The following is a 19,650-nucleotide window of genomic DNA, read 5'->3' on the forward strand; positions in this document are numbered from 1 at the left end:
TATGCTTTTTAAATAGTCTTTCATATAGAAAAAATTTTAATATTATATCTTCTTAATAGTTTCCAAAAACTAATAAAATCTCCTCTTCTTAAAAATATATATAAAAACAATCTAAGATCACTTTTATAGATTCTATGGATTCTACATCTACTTAATAACGGAATATCATAATGATATAAAATTGATTTAGTAATATCTATTTTTTTCGCATTACTACGGTTCTCTGCATCCACTCTATAACATGCTGTGACCAACTTAGATTTCACTAATGGAAATACTGAGCAAATTCTTAACCACATGTCCACATCCTCCCCTAATGAGACCATTTCATTGAAGTAGCCAACTTTAGAAAAACATTCTTTATGAATTACTACAACACTACTCCAAACTAAATAAAACCCTTTATAATCGAGATAATTATCAATTACAAAACAATCTTCAATTTGCGGTAATTCTTTAATTTTTCTACCATCTGAGAAAGAAAATGAAGTAGCATAAATATTTTCGTTAGGAAAATCAGCCATCATTTTAACTATCTCTTCTAAATGGTTACTCTCCCATAAATCGTCTCCGTCTAAAAAAGCAATCCATTCACATTTAGCGTTGTGAATTCCAACATTTCTAGCACTTGAAACTCCTCCATTTTCTTTATTTATAATTCTTATTCTAGAATCCTTAATAGCCTCTACAACTTTTAGACTACCATCTGTAGAACCATCATTTACAATTATAATCTCAAAATCTTGAAATGTTTGATTTCTAACAGATTCTATAGTATTAAAAATACTTAACTCTTTATTGTATAAAGGAATAACAACTGAAAACATATAATTATTTTTTTACTAATGATATTAGAGAACTTTTCTGTCTTGAATTTAACACTAAGACAACACTACCGATTAATAATATTAATCCTAAACATAAAACAATTAAGAGACTTGCTAACGTTGACATTTCAAGCATGTATACTGAAACTATGTTACATATGATACTAACACCAATAAGAACGGATAAAATTTTAGCAAAGCTAACAAGTACTACTTTAGTATTTCCTGGGTAAATCTTAGCAAAATATAAGCCGTTTAACAGATAACTCTGTCCAATTCCTAGAACTAATGCAACTACAAGCATCAAATTAACAACTTCTAAATCACCTCCACTAAACTTAGCTAATAAATATAAAATACCGAAATTTAAGATTCCTAAAAAAACCGTAAATAAGGCTGGAAAACGTACCATATTCTTTGCCCTAGCAGCAAAAGCATAGATTCCTGCCGATGCATAAAAAGGAACTAAACATAATTTTAAAATTAACCAATTCGAATATGGGACAACTTCCTCACCAATCCAAATCTTAAGAATAATTGGTGCAAACCCAACTAAAACTCCAATCATCACAGCAACTAAAACTCCTAAAATCAAGGAACTATCTATTGATAATTCTTGAACCTTAGCATGATCATCTTTAGAATAAGATATTAAAATTAAGGGGCCAAATAAACTCCCTACTACACTAGCTAATATTATAGCATAATTACCCAACTCAGTAAAGGCGCCCAGAACACCAGACTCTTTAGTACTCCAAAAAACATTAACCAGGATATTATCTACCCTATATAGTCCTGTATCACCAATTTGTTGTATTATCACCCAGAATGCCAAGAGTCCAACTGCTTGTAAAGCGGTTTTTGAGTAGTATCTAAAATTGAATTCAACTTTTCCAGCGGAAAATTTATAAAAAACCACTATACTAAAAATCAGAACTATTATTTCTGTTACTAAATTAGCTAAACCGACGTTTGTAACATCTGTAGCAGAGATATTAAAAAGTATAAATACAAAGATAAACTTTCCCGAAACACGAATAATCTTAACTACATTGAGTAAATCTAACCTATTGTATGCATATAGTGTTATATTGAAAACACTAGATAATAGTGAAATAAAAAAACTAATTATAGTAAAAACAAATAAATACTGAGTGTCTCGTAAAAACTCTGTCGGAACTGTAAAAACATCTTCAATATTACTAACTAACCACCATAAAGGACCAATTAATAATATTATAATAGCTAAAACAACAATAATAGATGTACTTAAATACTTTGAAGCCTCTTTCTTATCATTCTTTTGTAGAGCTATAGAATAGAATCTAGTTAGAGCGCTAGTTAAAGATCCTGTTAAAACGCTTATGTATTGATTTATTATTAATGCTAGAGGAATTATCCCATAGGCAATAATTCCAAGAGTTTTCACTAAATACGGTGTATAAAAAACTCCTACCGCAAGATTAGCGCCTAAACTTAAAATATTAAAAATAAGATTCCTTCGAACCTGTCTACTCTCAGAACTCATATTTATTATAATCTAGAATCCACTCCTTGCGTTAAAACTCCTTTGACATCATAAACTATTGATATATTTTTTCTGAATTTAGATAGATCAAGGGATAATAATTCTTTATGAGCGACACCTAAAACAATAGCATCAAAATTATTCATTCCACATTTTTCAACAACTCCCTCTATAGAATTATGACTTTCCACCTTATATTCATCAAAAACATTTTCAGGATTAGCCCATGGATCAAATGTTGTAACTTTCACACCATAATCCTCCAATGCATTTATCACATCAACTATTTTAGTATTTCTAACATCAGGGCAGTTTTCTTTAAATGTAATACCTAACATTAAAACTTCTGCTTTACTAACATTTATACCTTTCTTAATCATTGTTTTAATAACTTGTGAAGCTACATATTCACCCATGGAGTCATTTAACCTACGACCTGCTAATATAATTTCGGGGTGATATCCTTTTTCCATAGCTTTTTGAGCTAAATAATATGGATCTACACCAATACAATGTCCACCCACTAATCCAGGTTTAAATGGCAAGAAATTCCACTTTGTACCAGCAGCTTCTAATACTGCATGTGTATCAATTTCAAGTAGATTAAAAATTTTAGCTAATTCATTTACAAATGCAATATTTATATCTCTTTGAGAGTTCTCAATAACTTTAGCTGCTTCTGCTACTTTTATTGTTGGTGCTAAATGGGTCCCAGCTGTAATAACAGCTTTATAAATATCGTTTACAATTTCTCCAATTTCTGGTGTACTACCAGCAGTAACTTTCAAAATTCTCTCAACTGTATGCTCTTTATCTCCTGGGTTAATCCTTTCAGGAGAATATCCCGCGAAGAAATCCTCATTAAATTTAAGACCAGAATTTTTTTCTAATACCGGCACACACTCCTCTTCTGTTACACCGGGATAAACAGTTGATTCATAAATCACTATATCTCCCTTTTTAAGCACTTTCGCTACAGTTTCAGAAGCCTTATATAATGGTGTTAGATCAGGACGATTATGCTTATCTACAGGTGTAGGAACTGTTACAATAAAAACATTGCAATCTTCAATATCAGATAGGTCATAAGAACAATAAAGTCCTATAGAGTTCGATTTAACTGGATTTTGCTTCACAGTAACACTTTGCAAAACTTCATCAGAAACCTCTAGAGTACTATCAGTTCCAGACCTTAATTCTTCTATTCTACTTTTATTGATATCAAAGCCAATAGTAGAAAATTTAGTTCCAAATAATCGTGCTAAAGGTAATCCTACGTATCCTAATCCGATTACCGCAATTTTATATTTTGTATTCATATGTGTTTAAACTCTCACTTATATAATTTAATCTTCCCTAACAACTATAACATTTCCTTGTTTTCCCAATACCAATTCACTGCTTCATCAATTCCCTGAGAAATAGTATGGCTAGCTTTATAGCCTAATAGTCTATTAGCCTTTTCAACTGATGCTAATGAGTGTGGAATATCACCAATACGATTTGGTCCAAATATTAAAGGAATGTCTTCAATTGCGCTGTCGTACTTACTTAAAGATTTTTTTAAATGACTTACTAATTCAACAAGAGTAGTTCTATCACCAACGGCAGTATTATATACTGTATTAACAGCATTTCTATCTTGCGTTAACATAGCCAACTCATTCATCTGCACTACGTTGTCAATAAAAGTAAAATCCCTAGAATACTCTCCCGTTCCATTAATAGTTGGGCTTTCATGTGCAATCAATTGCTTAACAAATAAAGGAATAACTGCTGCATAAGCACCTTGAGGATCTTGTCTTTTTCCAAAAACATTAAAGTATCTTAAACCTATAGTTTCAATACCGTATGTACGGCTAAAAACATCTGCATATAGCTCATTTACATATTTTGTCACTGCATATGGAGATAATGGATTTCCAATAATATCCTCCACTTTTGGCAGGCTCTCAGAATCTCCATAAGTTGAAGAACTAGCTGCATATACAAATCTTTTGATTTGCGCATCACGTGCAGCAACTAACATATTTAGAAAACCAGAAACATTTACCTCATTACTTGTAATTGGGTCATTGATTGACCTAGGAACTGATCCTAATGCAGCTTGATGTAAAACATAATCCATTCCATTTGCTGCTTTATGACAAGTTTCTAAATCTCTAATATCACCTTCTATTAATTCATAATTAGAATTAGAAAGAAAAGGTTCAATATTATGTTTGTGTCCTGTTGCAAAATTATCTAAACAACGTACAAAATAACCTTTGTTTAAAAAGTATTCAGTCAAATTAGAACCGATGAACCCAGCTCCACCAGTAATTAGTATTTTAGCCATCTTAATATTATAATGATTTTTTTTCTCCTTGTTTTTTTACTTAGTGTTAAAAAATATTTTTTATTATTATTTTAACACCAAGCTACAAATGTACACTTTTAAAATATGGAGACCATTAAAAATCGTTGTTTTTATGCGAAGTAATCCTTTTTCTAAGTTTAACTAAAAGCATCATAAAAACAGTGAAATATTATTCCTTTATTAAATTTTTTAAAATACCGCAAAAAAAGCATAATAATTCTTTGTCAGCTACCCATAGCACCTAAAAAAGGGCTTAAAACTTACTTTTTTTTCATCTACCATCTCTAGTGAAAGACTCCCCTTTATAAATATCATCTAACCCATAAAGTAATTTATCACCCAATTGTAGTGTTGGATGTATAATTATGCTATCTAATCCTTTGTTTATACTACGGGCTATAAGTTCGCTACAGTATAGCGCTGAGTCGTCTTGACTATTAAACTCTAAATCAAAGGGAACATGGGCCTTATAATAAGTTAAAGCTTGAGTAACTATTTTTTCTTTTGTCGCAGAATCTAAAGTATTGTGGTAAAACTTATGGGATTTACTTTGGGATAAAAAAGAAGCTAATGTTTCTTTTTTTACATATCCTACACCTGTGAACTCACTAGCCTCTATATGTATCACAAATAAGCTATCTTTTACCCTTTGCACAAGACCTACATGAGAGAACTCTTTTTCTTTAGAGGCATACTTTCTAAAAAAGTTAGAAAAATAACCTGTACCTAATCGAAATACAATATCTCCATTATTTAAGTTAGCCTGTTCAAAAGTAGAACAGGCTAACTTATTTTGTTTTGATAAAGATTTTATTTCTTTATTGTTACAACAAAGAAATAATAAGGATATACAACAAAGTAAAAAAGCTTTTACTTTTCTGGCTTGATATTCACTAACCACTTACCATCAATTTTGTATAATGTTAATTCATCGCTTTTACCATTTTGATCGCTAAAAGTAACATAAGCCGTATTTTCTACGATTGAATCTTTTAAAAATTCGAATTTATAATTCGGATCAACTGGCAGTCCTCCAAAAGAACTTGCAAAGTCTAATAATTTCCCTGTAGATTCCGTTGCATATTTTTTTGCTTCGTCTACTTTTCCTTTAGCTAAATTTTCACTGAATTCTTTAGCAGCGTGTTTTGGTCCCTGTGAGCATGCAATAAAAGCTAGAGACATAAAACTAAGTAATAAAATTTTCTTTAACATAATTCGCTTTATTTTTTTAAAAAATTAAAGGTAATACTATCCCATGATTTTAACAATCTATAAGGAATAATATTTTCTGTAACACTTAAGTTTGAACACAAACTATCTTTAAATAAAAAAATCCCTTAGTTACTCAAGGTAAGGGATTCCAACAATAAAACTTTATTTAACACTTTGCAGTGCTTTTCATATAAACAACTTGAAACAGTTGTTTTGTGATTTCTACACTCGCTATCCTACTTCTAAGGAATAAGGATAATTCATTGTAAATTATTTAGCTAATGCTTTTCTGACCTGTGGAGCCACTTTGTCTCCTAAGAGCTCAATACTCTTCATCACTGTTTTGTGATCAGGTGCTCCAATATCTATGTGCATTAACCATCTGGTTAAACCAAACATTTCTTGGTGATATAAAATTTTATCTGCCACCTGGTTTGGATCTCCAATAAATAGAGCTCCTTCTTTTTCTCTACCATACTCATATTGAGAGTAAGTATAAGGTTGCCATCCACGGGATGAACCAATTCTATCCATCTGAGCTTTATACAAAGGAAAGTATTCTTTAGCTAAAGCTTGCCCGTCCTCCCCAATTAAACCATGAGAGTGAGTAGCAATTTGCATTTTATTTATGTCATGCCCAGCATTTAAGTATTCTTGTTTATAGTAATCGAAGAATCCTTTGTACTGAGAAGGCATACCACCAATAATTGCAAAGACTAAAGGTAAACCTAATCTTGCTGCTCTTTGAACAGACTCTGGTGTTCCTCCTGCTGCAATCCAAATATCTAAAGGCTTTTCTGCTCTAGGGAAAATTTCTTGATTTTCTAAAGAAGGTCTATGCTCTCCTTTCCAAGAAAGCGGCCCATCTGCATTATTAATCTTCAAAAGTAGATCTAACTTTTCGGTGAATATCTCGCTATACTTGTCTAAATCTTGCCCAAATAAAGGAAAAGACTCAATAAAGCTTCCTCTTCCTACTGTAATCTCTGCTCTATTCTTAGATAAAAGATCCAAAGTAGCAAAGCTTTGGTATAATCTAACTGGGTCACTACTACTTAAAACGCTTACCGAGCTAGTTAATTTAATATTTTTAGTTACACTAGATGCTGCTGATAGAACAATCTCTGGAGTAGATACTGCGTAATCCGGTCTATGGTGTTCCCCTATTCCAAATACATCAAGACCTACCTGGTCCATTAATTTTACTTCTTCTATAATTTGCTGTAATTTCTCTCCAGCAGGTTGGTACTTATTTGTTGTTGGATCAAAACGAAGATCTCCAAACATACTAATTCCTATTTCCATAATTTGCTGATTTTATACTACAAAGATACCTATTCTAGAAGCAATCTAAATTAACATAGGTTAAGTAATGTATCCTCTTTACATTTTTAAATTCCTTTAAGTAACACCCGTAAATTACACTATTTTACTCCATAAAGCAAAAAACAGCCTAGAATTAGGCTCTATTGAGCGGATTCAATTTTTTTAGCTGTTCAAACACCATGGTGTTTGATAAGTAAGTCCCCTTGCCTATTTAAAGAGGTATCTTTAATGGTGATATGTAATGCCTTAGAATTATCCATAGCAAACACGGGAAGCACATATACTCCATGCCAAGGTTTTAAAAAAGTAGCTTCTTTTATAGATTGTTTATCCGCTACTATTGGTAAAGCTTTATCCTGAAGTACACTTCCTTTTTTCAAATAACGATCCTTTAAGTAAAACTCTACCTTTTCTATACAAAAAGGTAAAGGACTAAGATTCTCCACTCCTAAATGAAACACAAGCTTATCCTTATAGACATACACATCTCACAGATAAGTATTTACACCCTTTTGAGAGGTTCTACTCACAGCTTTATGTAGAGGTAAATGGTAGATACTATCCATTATATGCTCGAGCTCACTTACGGAACTCCCCAAAAGCACACTGGGGTAAATATCTCCTATTTCTTTTTTTTTAAAAAAACCATCCTTGGTAAAATCAAAGCTTAATACTTTTGGGTCTAACTCAAAGCTAACTTCAAAATTATAATATCCTCCTTTGCTTGTAATAACGGTAACATTAGTAGGGTGTATATCCTCTTTGGCCGCCTTTAAGCGAAGTACATTAAGAGCATTAGGTACCTTGGAGGCTAGAACTTCACTGCTGCCTAGGTCCACATATTGTATATCCGCTTTAAAAAGTAGATGTGTTGTTTTTTGGTGGGTTAAACTAAGAGCAAAGCTCTCGAGCTCTCAAGGAGCACTAGGAGTATTATCCTTATTTTCTTGGGCACACAAAAAGCCAAGTCCTCCAAGAAACCCTATTATAAAATAAAGTGTATTTTTCATAGTAAAACATAAAATGTGGTTAGTTAATCTTTTTAAGGCGCAAAGACAAAGAGTATTTCTTTATCCTTTTCTAAAAACACTTTCACCGAGCGAAGGTTTTTAGAAAATATAGCCCCTACTCCTTTTATCACATCACCAGAAAGATTAGTAATGATTTGATCCTTGGCAGAAGAGTTAAACGAAATGCTATTAGAAGCGGTAGATCCTAAATTAGCTAAAAGCTCATTAGAGTCTCTTATTTGCTTATACTCATAAATACCTAAACCCCTATTTCCATAAGTATCATAGCCTACTAAAGATATTGGGATAATATAGTCCTTAATTAATACAGAGGTTATATCTATCTCTAAGCGATCTTGATTAACATAGGCCTTTGCCTGTAATATACTCCCCTTCTCTAAAAGAAATCCGTCTACTAGAATATCTTCTTTTAATTCAATTTTGATATAGGCCTGGTCTAAAAAACTACAATCCTCTCAAACTACTGCTTTAATGGTGTTTTTTACCCTTTTTATTTGGGTTTCTAGTCCAATTGGAGTGAAAAACTCCTCCCTAAATGGAGGTAGTTCTACTTCCACTACACCTGAAGTATCTCTATCTTGCCCCTTTGCAGACAAAGTAGAAACAATATCCATAGGATCATTTTCAACTCTTTGTATTTTAGCTACCTTTATTACAGTGGTAGATTTTTCCACACTATTTTCTGTCATCTGTCCAATATCTTTTGGCAGAAGCGCAGAAGCCATAGCTACGGATTTCTCCATCAGCTCAAAAGCATCCACTGCGGAAGAAGGTGCTAAGTTTTGCATTTGATAATCTACCCTATCAAAAAGGTCTTGCTTATTTGGGGCTAGAATACTTGTTATAGGTTCTAAAGGCTGTTCTTTTTTATAAATCTCTTTAAGCTCCTGAGTAACTGCAGAAACTCCCTCTGAGTAAAAGGAAGCCAATTGCATATAATCCAACCCATTTGAAGTTGTTTCCTCTATGAACTGCTTTTCTGAGTTATAATTCCCAGAGGTATTCTCACCCATGCTCTGGGCATCTCTTTGCTTTTGTAGCCAAGCTTCCATTTGGTAGACTTTTTCTTTTTGCTCAGGCATAGAAACTTCCCTAGGTTCTGGTAAGACCAGTTCAGAGGATACACTAGTAGTTGAACTTGGTTTAAAAATAAAAAACATCGCTATTAAAAATACTACACCCAAAAGGGCGTATACCATGTATTTAGTATATTTATTTTTCTGTTCTGGCATTTGATAGTCCCAATAAGGTAAACCTTCTTTGGCCAATTCATCCATTACTTCCATTGGATCTTTCATAGTAATTCTTTTATTAAAAATAAGACAATACTTAACGAGAGAGCGTTTCTAAATCCGCATTATTTACCATGGTAAATTTCTGCAGTAAAAACCCTTGAGGGTTATTATCCGAGCGCACCCCATTTACTAATTCAAAACTAGTTACCAGGCTTCGTTTGGTAATATTGCTAGTGCGTATGATATACTGCTTACCATAATACACACCTTTATATGGGTAGTCATCCATATTAATTAGTATGCTATCGGTCTGAATATTTTGCTGTATGTTAGCTGTTATAATACGGTTGTAATAACCTTTTTCTAGAAGATCTTTATAGTAATTAAAACTACTTTGATCACTTAGATTAAAGGCCCTTTCCATACTTTGTTCAATGGCGCTTTTTTGAGGTGAAAGCGTAAAGAACAATTCGTGAAACCTCCTAGCGTGTTCTCTGGCCTCTACTGGCCTATTGATATGCACATCTTGGGATAATGCGAGCATTAAAGACTTACCATTATCTAATACATACACTTTTTGCCTTTGCTTTTCAGCAAAAGCATAACTCATTCAAATACTAAATCCCACTGTAAAAGCGCATAGTAAAGTAAAGCAAATACAGTACAGACGTATTTTTTGAAAGCTGGTCTCTAAATTGTTTAAAACACGAAATTCCATTATTAATTGCTATTTGTATTTATTAAGTTATTATTTCAAAACGCACTCAACTGTGCAAATTACCCTTAAAAAATAAGGCGGGCAAAACAGCTAAAAGACTATACGTCCCCCGTGCTGATCTACCTTGTAAACCAACAACTAGCCTTTTTCGCCATTATTACCCGCCCTTTTTAGAACCCGATAGCAGAGTTTTGGTGATAAAACCACCTATAAAAGCAGATCGGTTAATATTTTGGGTAAAACGCTCTACCCCACTAGCCTGTATAACCCAACCTGTTACACTTGGTATTGTGAAATAGCCTACTATCCCAATTATCATATAAAGAATATAAATGGTGGATGAGCCATCGTCGATATAATTTGGGTTTTGAAGTTCCTGTATCTGCTGCTCTAATAGTAAAACTTGAATACGCGAGAGCATAGAGGAAAACAAATCGGCTACAGGGAGCCATAAATACACGCTGATGTAACGCATCACCCACCATAGTAAGGTGGATTCAAAACCACTTCAAACCGATATACCAAAAGAAAGAGGACCTAAGATGGACAGTACGATTAAAAAAAAGGTACGCATAGTGTCAATCACTAAAGAGGCTCCCATAAAGAGCAGTTCTAAGAATTCGCGAAACCCTTCCTTTATATTCTCTTGTAAATCATACATGCTTCTTTCGAGGTACATACCGCTAATACTAGCCAGATCGGAGAGCGACCAACCTAATTCTTCTAACTTTTTATCAAACTCCTCATTGGAAACTAGATAGGCCCTTTGAGGATCATCTAGTAAAACTTTTGCTTTTAAATCATCTTTATAGCTTTGTAAGGCATTGAGATCTACTACTTGAGTCTGCAAAATTTGATGAGTACCTTGAACTATAGGAGACAAAACCCCATTTATTGTACCTAAAACTAAGCTGGGAAAAAACATAATACACACTCCTATGGCAAGAGGCCTTAAAAGAGGATATACCTCTATGGGCTGGGTGTTAGCTAGAGACTTTCATACTCTTAAAGCGATATAAAAAAGCGCCCCAAGTCCAGCAATTCCTTTAGCCACTTGACTCATATCCTGGCACAGAGGCATCATTTGATTGTATAGTTCTTGTAGAACTTCATGTAAATTACTTCTTTGCATAACTACCAGAATTTTTGGTTAGTATTTCCATAGAGTTCAAGAACTCTTTGCTTTTGCTGTTTGCTAGAGGCCCTTATAATACTCACAGAAATATTCTTCCTTGTATAGTAATTCACAAGGCTATGGTAATGCCTGATAAGGGAATATACCCTATCGATAATATCCATCCTCTCTTTGTCATTTAACGATAAGCTACTTGGATTGATAATAAGTTTGAGCTCTACTAAAAGTGCAGTAGTCTCTTGTAATAGTAATATATATCCAGAGGCTATGGCTAAAATTTCTTTCTCATTAAAATGGGGATCTTGCATAATTTTAGAAAAGCTAGATAAATACATTTGAGTAATCTCACTTATTAATAAGACGCTTTGCTGCACCTTTCTAGCGTCTCTAACAAGATGATTCACCTGCATTAACTTATCATAGTAGACTTTACTTTGATTGTAGATGCGCTGCAACTCCTGAAAATTTTGCATTACCCCGTGAGCCGTAGCACTTCCTTGGGCTATTTGATTGGTTGAGTTTATAATACTTTGGGCAAAATTACCTGGATCATACACGGTGAATTGCGCCTTAGCTACCCCAGTGTACAAAAGAGCAGAGCTAAAAAAGAGCATTAAATATTTCAAAGACATAACAACTATTTTTAAAAACATCTTGGAGGTTATAGATAGAGATTGCCTCACAGCTAAAAATCCTTCTTTTGCTGGGCTAAGTGAGTAATAGCTCTTTGTATATCACCTTTATAAAGAGCTAAAGCACCTTGAAGTTTTACTTTTTCTTTGTGTTCTGTGGTATAAGCTCAGTATTCACTAGGGCTTACCTCTGTGGCATAAACCGCGCTATGTGTGGTAGAAAGCCCAATCCATACTTCTTTGTACTTCCTATTGGGGTCATTACCTAAATTAATAGAGAGAATCTGCTGTTTTTGCTTATCGCTAAGACCTAATAAGGCTTGTATATGTTCAAACTTATTGATGTACTTTCTTTGGTCCAGTAACATCTTACAATCAGAGTTGTTTATAATAGCCTGTTTAACCACTTCGGAGCTGATGATATCCTCTATTTCCTGGGTAACAATTATTGCCTCACCATAGTATTTACGCACGGTTTTAAACAAATACTGTATATAGTTTACCATCTCTGGTTTAGCAATAGCCTTCCATGCCTCTTCGATTAAAATAACCTTTCTCACTCCATGTAAGTTGCGCAGTTTACGAATAAAGAGCTCCATCAAAATAATGGTCACCACGCCAAAGAGAATCTCATGATCCTTTAAGGCATCTATTTCAAATACAACAAACCTTTTATCATAAGGATCAATCTCCTGTGATGCATTGAGTAAGAAATCGTATTCTCCTCCTTTGTAATACGGCTGTAATACTGTTAGTAAATTAGAAAGATCAAAATCCCTTTCTTTTACCTTGTTCTTTTGTAGCTCCAAGGCAAAATCCTGTTGTAAAAACACATAAAAACTATCAAACCCAGGGGTAATCTCCGCTTTTTGTAGCTCTAAATCATAAAGGGAAATAGCATTAGAAAGCCATACTTGTTCACTTCTAGTTAAGGTGTCTTGTTTTCTTTTCCAAAGCGCAATAAGTAGAGCGTGTAAACTTTGTTTTTTACTTATATCATAGGGCTTACCTTGATAATAGAAAGGATTAAAACAAAGGGGATCATCCTGTGTATAGGTATAATAAAGGCCATCCTTTCCGCCTGTTTTTGCCCTAATTACATTACATAAGCCTTGATAAGAATCTCCTGTATCCACTAAGAGTATATGGGCACCTTGTTGGTAATACTGTCTAAGGATATGATTGGTAAAAAAAGACTTCCCACTTCCAGAAGGCCCTATAATAAACTTATTTCGATTATTTATAATGCCTTTTTCCAGGGGTAAATCCGAAAAATCCACCAAGATGGGTTTTCCACTTAACCTCTCACTTAACTTTACCCCAAAGCTAGAAGTAGAGCTTTGATAATTAGTCTCTTGGGTGAAGAAACAAATGGCCTGTTCGAAAAAGGTTAGAAAACTCTCCTCCATAGGAAAATCTCCACTGTTCCCTGGTATCCCAGCCCAATATAAAGCTGGAGCATCAACCGTGCAGTATTTAGGCACTGCATCTAGATAAGTAATTGCAGTAGAACACTGCTCTTTTATTGTTTTAGCCTGTTTTTCACAAGAACTCCAGGACATAATATTAAAGTGGGCTTTAATACTGGTCTTAGCCTGCTGTTGAGCCTCCTCTAAATACGCCCTATTACCCTGGGAGTTTTGTAAGTTCTCTTTGCCAAACTTGGAAAGAGAAAACAAATTCTTTGTTCTTTTCTCCAGTTTTTTTAGTACCTCGCTACTTTTTTCAATAAACAAATATTGATTGTAAATATGGTTGCAATCCAGTAGTAATCCCAAAGGAGCCGCAAAAGATAAAAAGCACTCATTATTTGGGGTAGATAGTTTATTAAACACACCACATGGACTTACCTGATTGGGCATGTTTTCTAAATCGTTTATACTGTGAAACATCAATCTTTGATCCCCTAACAGCAGTCTATCCTCCTGTATACTTATGTCCTTTAATACAATCTTTTCCCTTTCATCTAAAGTGAGGTAAAGCTGCATTAATCCTCCACTTTTATCACTGCCGATAATTTGCTCCTGGGTTAAAGACTGTATTTTAATAAAAGGACTTTGCTCTAGCACATTTTTAAACAAGCTAACACTTTGAAAAAATGCTTCTAACTCTTCAGGGTCCACTGTATGGCTAGTGATTAAATTAGGCCTACACAAAGAAGACAAAACACTATTTGAGCGCAATTTATTGGCGCTAGTCTTGGTTAAAAACAAATAACAATTATGCTTTAAATAAGATCTTTCATTAAAGTGCTTTTCATAGCTTCGATCCAGAAAATCGTCTTTCTTTTCTGAGAAATCGCCCTTGTACTCTTGGGCCAAATACCAGTCTTGTTTATGTACAATGGTATTTACAGGCAATAGTTGTAAGGCCTTATTTCAAAGGGCATGTAACTTTTCATAATCCTTAGCACTAAGAGTGAATATTTCGGGTAATTCTACTTTAAAACCCAAGGTTACATCACCTTGTTTGGATAGAATAACATTAGACTCCACATTTAAAATGGGAAACATCTTTTCTATATTACTTCTTTTAGGTTTTCTTATCATGATTAGATTTTTTAAAAATGGATTCCATACAACTAAACAACGTTTTATTGGATAAAATATACTTTGGCATTCTTGCTTTAGCACGTTTTTTCATAAGGCCATGTTCTCCATACTTCTTACTTACATAGTACAATATGTACAAGGCTAAAAAGATGGAACCAAACAAACTTATTAAAACAAATAAAGGGTCCATACCTGCCATAAACAAAAAACAGGTCAGTAGAAAAATTGCAAAGCAGTGTATCATCACATACTTTAAATAAGATGCACTAAGACCTCGAATTTCCACGGGATTACCCACTCTTTTGAAAATAGGATAACGTTTTACCATAGTATAGTTTTTATAAAAAGAAAGATCTAAGAATGGTAGCAGATACTATTAGAAATATACAGGCTCCAAACCAACTAGCAGCTGTTTTACTTGTATCTGGGTCTCCACTAGAAAACTTATGGTAAATTTTTACTCCACCGATTAGACCCACCACAGCTCCAATGGCATAAATAAGCTTGGATGCAGGGTCAAAATAAGAAGTAACCATATTGGTAGCCTCGGTAATACCAGCTATACCGTTACCTTGAGCTAAAATGGAATTGCAAAATAGTAAAGCGCAAACTATTACGCCAAACTTAAAATAGATTGAGATTTTCATAATTTATATTTTTAATAGTTAATTGGTTTAATAACAATAGTACACCACTGGGCTTTAAAGCCTTTATAACTCCCACCTAGAGCCAAGTCAATGTTTCGGAGTAAACCCCAGTAGAAGAATACTGAATAATATTTGGGAAGGTAGCCACGTATCTACTGTATCCACTAAGCTGAGAGACTAAAAAAGATAGAAGGTAACTTTACTAAAAGAGGATAACTTTATAAAAGCAGTTTTTAAGATAAGGTGATTAGGTCCAGCAAATAATGCAATTAGGTGTTTAGCCATTTAACATCTTCACAAACAATATTACACGCTTTGTCAACGTAAAGATTTTTCTCTGCAAACAAGCCCTCTCCTATTATAGCAGTGATACTAATTCTAGTACCCACTGGGTCTAAGAGTTGCTCAATTTGTTCTAGATTTAAGCTCACTCCCATAATAAAAGCACTTTGTTGCCATTTACAAAAGGGATTAATACAGCTTATCTCTATTCCCTTTACATAGACGCTTCTATGTCCACACTTTGGACAGTTAAAGGGCGACATCATATTGGAGAGTTCTAAAGATTCTATATCTTCTACAATTTGCTTTAGGAGTCCGTGAAAATACTCAAGCCACTGCTCCTGAGACAACTCTTTATTAAAGTACTTCATTAAAGTACTTTCAAATTCTCTAAGTGTACTTCTTTGCCCTAGAACAGTGTGTTTGAGAACTCTAGTTAAGCGAAACACTACATCTTTAAAGTAATAGTAGCCGTTTAAGTAATTAAATAAATCCTGGGTATAGAGGGTATGTATGACACTTTTATTTAAGATTTCATGACCTACTGCTAAGTCATGATCTGCCCATAAGTCACTGCCGTTTTTATAGATATAATCGAGCATCTTCACAACTTGAGATCCGTGAAAAACACCGTAGTGTTCGCAATTTTTATGAAGCATTTCCACTGATTTAATAACAAGCTTATCTCCTACAGATAACTCAGGTATTTCCTCTAAAACAGTATCCTTATTAGAATACTCTAATTCTCCATTTACAGCTCTTCATCCTGCTTGTTTTATCTTGGATAAATGTCCAGTGAATACCTCACCTGCAATCTCGACTTTTATACTTGTAAGCTCTCTTTGGCAATCATCACTAAGACTCTGCACAATTCTTTCCATAATAAGGTCTACTAATTTGCTTTGTCCAAGGGTTAAAAAATGTTGGTAGCGAGGAGTTATAAAGATACCCTCATGCTCCATTTGGGATAAATCACCCACTAGTCTTTTAGTAATTGGGGCGCACTGAATCCAGCGAATATGGTCTTTATACTTTTTGTGTTTACGGTGTACATCTAGTAGCATTGGCAGTTGCTTATAGGTAGATTCTCTAATTTGATTGCCTGCAACTCTAGGGTAGGTAAGATATCTTTTTTGATATAAGGCCATGGTTAAAAAGTTAGTTCGCCAAGCGTTATAACCAATGCGCTTACCTGCCTCTATTTGAAGTGTTCGCATATTAAACAGCATAGGAGGCTTTTGGGTATGCTCTTTACTTCTCACTTCTAAAACACTAGCAAACTTTGCATTTTTCACCTTTTTCATAGTACTAAAACCCGGAAGTTCACCTCTTCAAATAGTATTGGATACCACACAAAACTCCACTCCATTTTTTTCTAGAATGACTTTCAATTGAGAGCGTCCAGCCCAATTAAAACGAAGTTTTCTAGTATAAGTGTCCATCATTAGAGTTAATAGACCGCTTGTTAGTCTACTAAGGTTAAACTGGTGATCTGGTAACTTCCTGCGTATTGCCGCTGTGGCATTCACCGCTATAAGCCAGTCACAATAATGCCTGGTTTTAGCCTGAAAATGCAATTCTTTGGAATAAGCAGGATCCCCAAGATTGGCAAAGGCATGGCGAATAGCCTCATGAGTAAGTACGGGAATCCATACCCTAGTGACAGGCAATGTGCACTTTAAGTAATCATACACATACCAGGCTAATAACTCCCCATTTTTACTGGGCTCAGTAGCCATAATAAGCTGAGTACCATTCTCATTGAGTAGTTCATCTAAAAATTCCATTTGGGCAGTAGCCATACCACATGTTCGCAGCTTTCCTCTTTTTGTTCGTACTTGTCGAAGCAAATAAGTAGGCTTCTCTGGAATGAAAGGTAACTCATTTTGAGCAACGGTTTTTTCTAAATAATCCTCTATTTCAGGTAAAGCGATTAAGTCCTTTGTAGTTCATGTGACTAAGTAACCACTACCAAAATAATATCCTTGGCGTTTTTTGGTAGCACCAATCACTATAGCGATTACTCTGCCTACCTCTCGACTTGAAGTAATTACAACTTTCATAGTGCAATATATTTTTAATTAAACGTATCTATTGTTTATAAATCAAAATGATCCACTTTCGATTTATTCTTTTCCCCCGTTTCTATTAAGGCTAAGACCTAGCAAAGTACCAGGCCTTAACCTTCCCAATGAACAAATAGAAGAAACAATGTATTTTTATATTTTATGCCTTAGCAACAGTTTTATTTCTTATTGCTCCTTTGGCTTGCTTTTTTATATCTACTTGCAGTGCGCCTGTGTATATTTTGTTTTATTATTCGATATACAGATTGCACCTTATAATAGATTTTGCCACCAATTGTAAAGTAACGCAGTCTACCTTGGGAGCGGTAACGTTGTAATGTCCGTGGACTTACCTTTAGGAGTTGCAAAACTTCTTGAGTATCTAAAGTTTTTCTTCCTTGAAAGAGTTTGTTCTTCTTTGAAAGAGCCTCTAGCTTTTCTTGCAATATCTTTTGTTCTTTAGAGATTGTGTCAAGTCAACTCTTAAATTCCTCTGGGCTTATTATACTCATAACACTAAGTATTAGATGGTTAATCTTATCGTTATCCATTGCAAATTAAAAGACTAAAAAACACATCTGTTGCCAAGTTTTAAAAATAACCGTAATTTATTTTTAAAAACTTCACTTTTATAGCTTCTCTTCTTTGGTGTACAGCCTATAATTTCCATGCCAAATAAAAGAGGTGCAGACTCCTCCCTACCCCTTATTACATTGGAGATACAGCTTTTTTTAGGAAGCGCAAAATCACAGAAAAACATCCATTAGAATCCCAATAATTTAACTTGCGAAAAAAAGTAGAAAAAAGTAAAATAAATTCTAATTTATTGTTTTTAAGCAAAATATAAAATGTCCTTATTTTAAAAATCCTAGGTTTAATAAGGTTTTACAGAGATTAGCTTTTTCGGGTAAAATTTCCCAATAAAATGTTAAAATTAAAAAATGTAAGCGTTTTGATTTATACAAACAGGTAGTAAATGAAAAATTCCTATTACATAGGAATTTTTATAAGTAGTCAATAGCATTAATGATTATCTAGGACATATAAGCTGATATTAAAAAAGTTCATTATAGTTAAGTTGTCTAAATTATAGACTACCTATTAAAAAAGGCTTTAATAAACTGTATAAAACCCCAAGTTACAGAAGAGGTAAACTCCTTGTCTTCTTGCAACTGGTTTTTCCTTTTTCCAATTATGGGGTAATTAATCTCATCGTTATACACTACCCCACTGAAGGAATCGAAATCTATAAAGTTAGCCTCCACTAAAAAAGGTACCCCATGGTGAAAAGATGCCATTGTAAACCCATTTTCGTTAAATACTCCATTCATAGAGTGAGTACCCTCTCCAGAGGTATACCCCTGTGAGATAATAGTATCACCACTGCGATAAATATCCAATTGCTTCATATTGCGTAAATCGTATACTAAAGAAAAAATAGAATCTCGTTGTGGAAATTCTAATTCCCAAGAACCGGTAGGATCAATTAAAGTTGTTTTCTCTGTAGTCTTATAGGGATAGAAATTATCCTTGGCTAAATAAAGTGCAAAGGGGGTTTGACGTTGTATTGTACCTAGAGAATAAATCAAGCTACCTTTTAAAACAGAGTCATTTTCAAAAGTTCCTACTAACTTACTGTGTAGGCCAACTTGCATTTCAAAGGCATTATCTTTTTTAAAGATTGCTTTTCTAAGCACCTGTGTACCGCTTACTAGATACCCCTCTATAAACCCAGAGGAGGAATCATCTTGACGCATGCCTAAACGAAGAGGGATCTGCACGGAATCCGCAGCTAAAAAATAACCTTGCCATATATTCCCGCCATGCTCTATGGGATTAGATAGCTGCATTTTATAGCTCTTAGTACACCCAATACCTATAAGGCAGATTAATAATAGAAATATTCTACTCACTACTGTTCTTACATTTTTCATACATCTCCCCTTTTACAGTTCATTAAAACATAAATTCTCTACAAGGTAAATAGATTATTTAGCATCTTATACAAGTAATAGACCAATTTTTAAAGCCTAATAGAGAATACTTTACTTTGAGGGAATTTAACCAATAAAGTGGAATAAATGCTAACTCATACTAATG

General features: G+C 33.9%; 16 protein-coding genes and 5 pseudogenes. All 21 read right to left on the bottom strand.

The features are described 5' to 3' along the window. Positions 1–20 precede the first annotated feature (20 nt). Positions 21–827: a glycosyltransferase family 2 protein gene (locus ACYSNX_RS05850; protein WP_461753749.1), complete on the bottom strand. Its 807-nt coding sequence runs from the start codon at positions 825–827 to the stop codon at positions 21–23. Between the two features lie 4 nt (positions 828–831). Further along, positions 832–2,355, bottom strand: coding sequence for an MATE family efflux transporter (locus tag ACYSNX_RS05855; protein WP_461753750.1), 1,524 nt, complete (start codon positions 2,353–2,355; stop codon positions 832–834). 5 nt (positions 2,356–2,360) lie between these two features. Continuing rightward, positions 2,361–3,674, bottom strand: a complete 1,314-nt coding sequence (locus ACYSNX_RS05860; RefSeq protein ID WP_461753751.1) for a nucleotide sugar dehydrogenase — start codon at positions 3,672–3,674, stop codon at positions 2,361–2,363. Between the two features lie 44 nt (positions 3,675–3,718). Further along, entirely contained in the window at positions 3,719–4,693 is a 975-nt protein-coding gene (locus ACYSNX_RS05865) for an SDR family oxidoreductase (RefSeq protein WP_461753752.1), read from the bottom strand. Between the two features lie 292 nt (positions 4,694–4,985). Next, entirely contained in the window at positions 4,986–5,615 is a 630-nt protein-coding gene (locus tag ACYSNX_RS05870) for a YiiX/YebB-like N1pC/P60 family cysteine hydrolase (protein WP_461753753.1), read from the bottom strand. Then, the gene (locus ACYSNX_RS05875; protein ID WP_461753754.1) at positions 5,585–5,926 is read right to left on the bottom strand and encodes a nuclear transport factor 2 family protein; all 342 of its coding nucleotides are present in this window, start codon (positions 5,924–5,926) and stop codon (positions 5,585–5,587) included. The genes ACYSNX_RS05870 and ACYSNX_RS05875 overlap by 31 nt, the downstream gene beginning before the upstream one ends. Before the next feature lie 270 nt (positions 5,927–6,196). Next, on the bottom strand, positions 6,197–7,231 hold the full coding sequence (locus ACYSNX_RS05880) for an LLM class flavin-dependent oxidoreductase (RefSeq protein WP_461753755.1): 1,035 nt from the start codon (positions 7,229–7,231) through the stop codon (positions 6,197–6,199). A 191-nt stretch (positions 7,232–7,422) separates the two neighbouring features. Then, positions 7,423–8,133: pseudogene (locus tag ACYSNX_RS05885) on the bottom strand (DUF4138 domain-containing protein); the annotation flags it as partial. Positions 8,134–8,294: 161 nt separating this feature from the next. Then, positions 8,295–8,711 (bottom strand): annotated as a pseudogene (gene traM, locus ACYSNX_RS05890) (conjugative transposon protein TraM); the annotation flags it as partial. A gap of 27 nt (positions 8,712–8,738) precedes the next feature. Further along, positions 8,739–9,581 (bottom strand): hypothetical protein, encoded by an 843-nt coding sequence (locus ACYSNX_RS05895; RefSeq protein WP_461753756.1) that lies wholly within the window; start codon positions 9,579–9,581, stop codon positions 8,739–8,741. 31 nt (positions 9,582–9,612) lie between these two features. Next, a pseudogene (traK, locus tag ACYSNX_RS05900) lies at positions 9,613–10,236 on the bottom strand (conjugative transposon protein TraK). 157 nt (positions 10,237–10,393) lie between these two features. Continuing rightward, positions 10,394–11,368 (bottom strand): annotated as a pseudogene (gene traJ, locus ACYSNX_RS05905) (conjugative transposon protein TraJ). 2 nt (positions 11,369–11,370) lie between these two features. Beyond that, entirely contained in the window at positions 11,371–11,985 is a 615-nt protein-coding gene (locus tag ACYSNX_RS05910) for a DUF4141 domain-containing protein (RefSeq protein WP_461753769.1), read from the bottom strand. A 71-nt stretch (positions 11,986–12,056) separates the two neighbouring features. Next, positions 12,057–14,552, bottom strand: a pseudogene (locus ACYSNX_RS05915) (TraG family conjugative transposon ATPase). Beyond that, entirely contained in the window at positions 14,536–14,883 is a 348-nt protein-coding gene (locus ACYSNX_RS05920; RefSeq protein WP_461753757.1) for a DUF4133 domain-containing protein, read from the bottom strand. Before ACYSNX_RS05920 ends, ACYSNX_RS05915 begins: the two are co-directional and overlap by 17 nt. A 10-nt stretch (positions 14,884–14,893) precedes the next feature. After that, positions 14,894–15,202 (bottom strand): DUF4134 domain-containing protein, encoded by a 309-nt coding sequence (locus ACYSNX_RS05925; RefSeq protein WP_461753758.1) that lies wholly within the window; start codon positions 15,200–15,202, stop codon positions 14,894–14,896. A 269-nt stretch (positions 15,203–15,471) separates the two neighbouring features. Beyond that, a complete protein-coding gene (locus tag ACYSNX_RS05930) occupies positions 15,472–16,143 on the bottom strand; it encodes a hypothetical protein (RefSeq protein WP_461753759.1) in 672 nt (223 codons plus the stop codon). Positions 16,144–16,245: 102 nt separating this feature from the next. Next, positions 16,246–16,788 carry a DNA topoisomerase gene (locus tag ACYSNX_RS05935; protein ID WP_461753760.1) on the bottom strand — a complete coding sequence of 181 codons (543 nt, stop codon included), beginning with the start codon at positions 16,786–16,788 and terminating at the stop codon, positions 16,246–16,248. 27 nt (positions 16,789–16,815) lie between these two features. Continuing rightward, the gene (locus ACYSNX_RS05940) at positions 16,816–17,286 is read right to left on the bottom strand and encodes a hypothetical protein (protein ID WP_461753761.1); all 471 of its coding nucleotides are present in this window, start codon (positions 17,284–17,286) and stop codon (positions 16,816–16,818) included. A gap of 443 nt (positions 17,287–17,729) precedes the next feature. Next, the gene (locus tag ACYSNX_RS05945) at positions 17,730–17,996 is read right to left on the bottom strand and encodes a helix-turn-helix domain-containing protein (protein ID WP_461753762.1); all 267 of its coding nucleotides are present in this window, start codon (positions 17,994–17,996) and stop codon (positions 17,730–17,732) included. A gap of 648 nt (positions 17,997–18,644) precedes the next feature. Next, positions 18,645–19,484, bottom strand: coding sequence for a hypothetical protein (locus ACYSNX_RS05950; RefSeq protein WP_461753763.1), 840 nt, complete (start codon positions 19,482–19,484; stop codon positions 18,645–18,647). Positions 19,485–19,650: the final 166 nt, after the last annotated feature.

This window comes from Myroides sp. LJL115 (assembly GCF_054871665.1).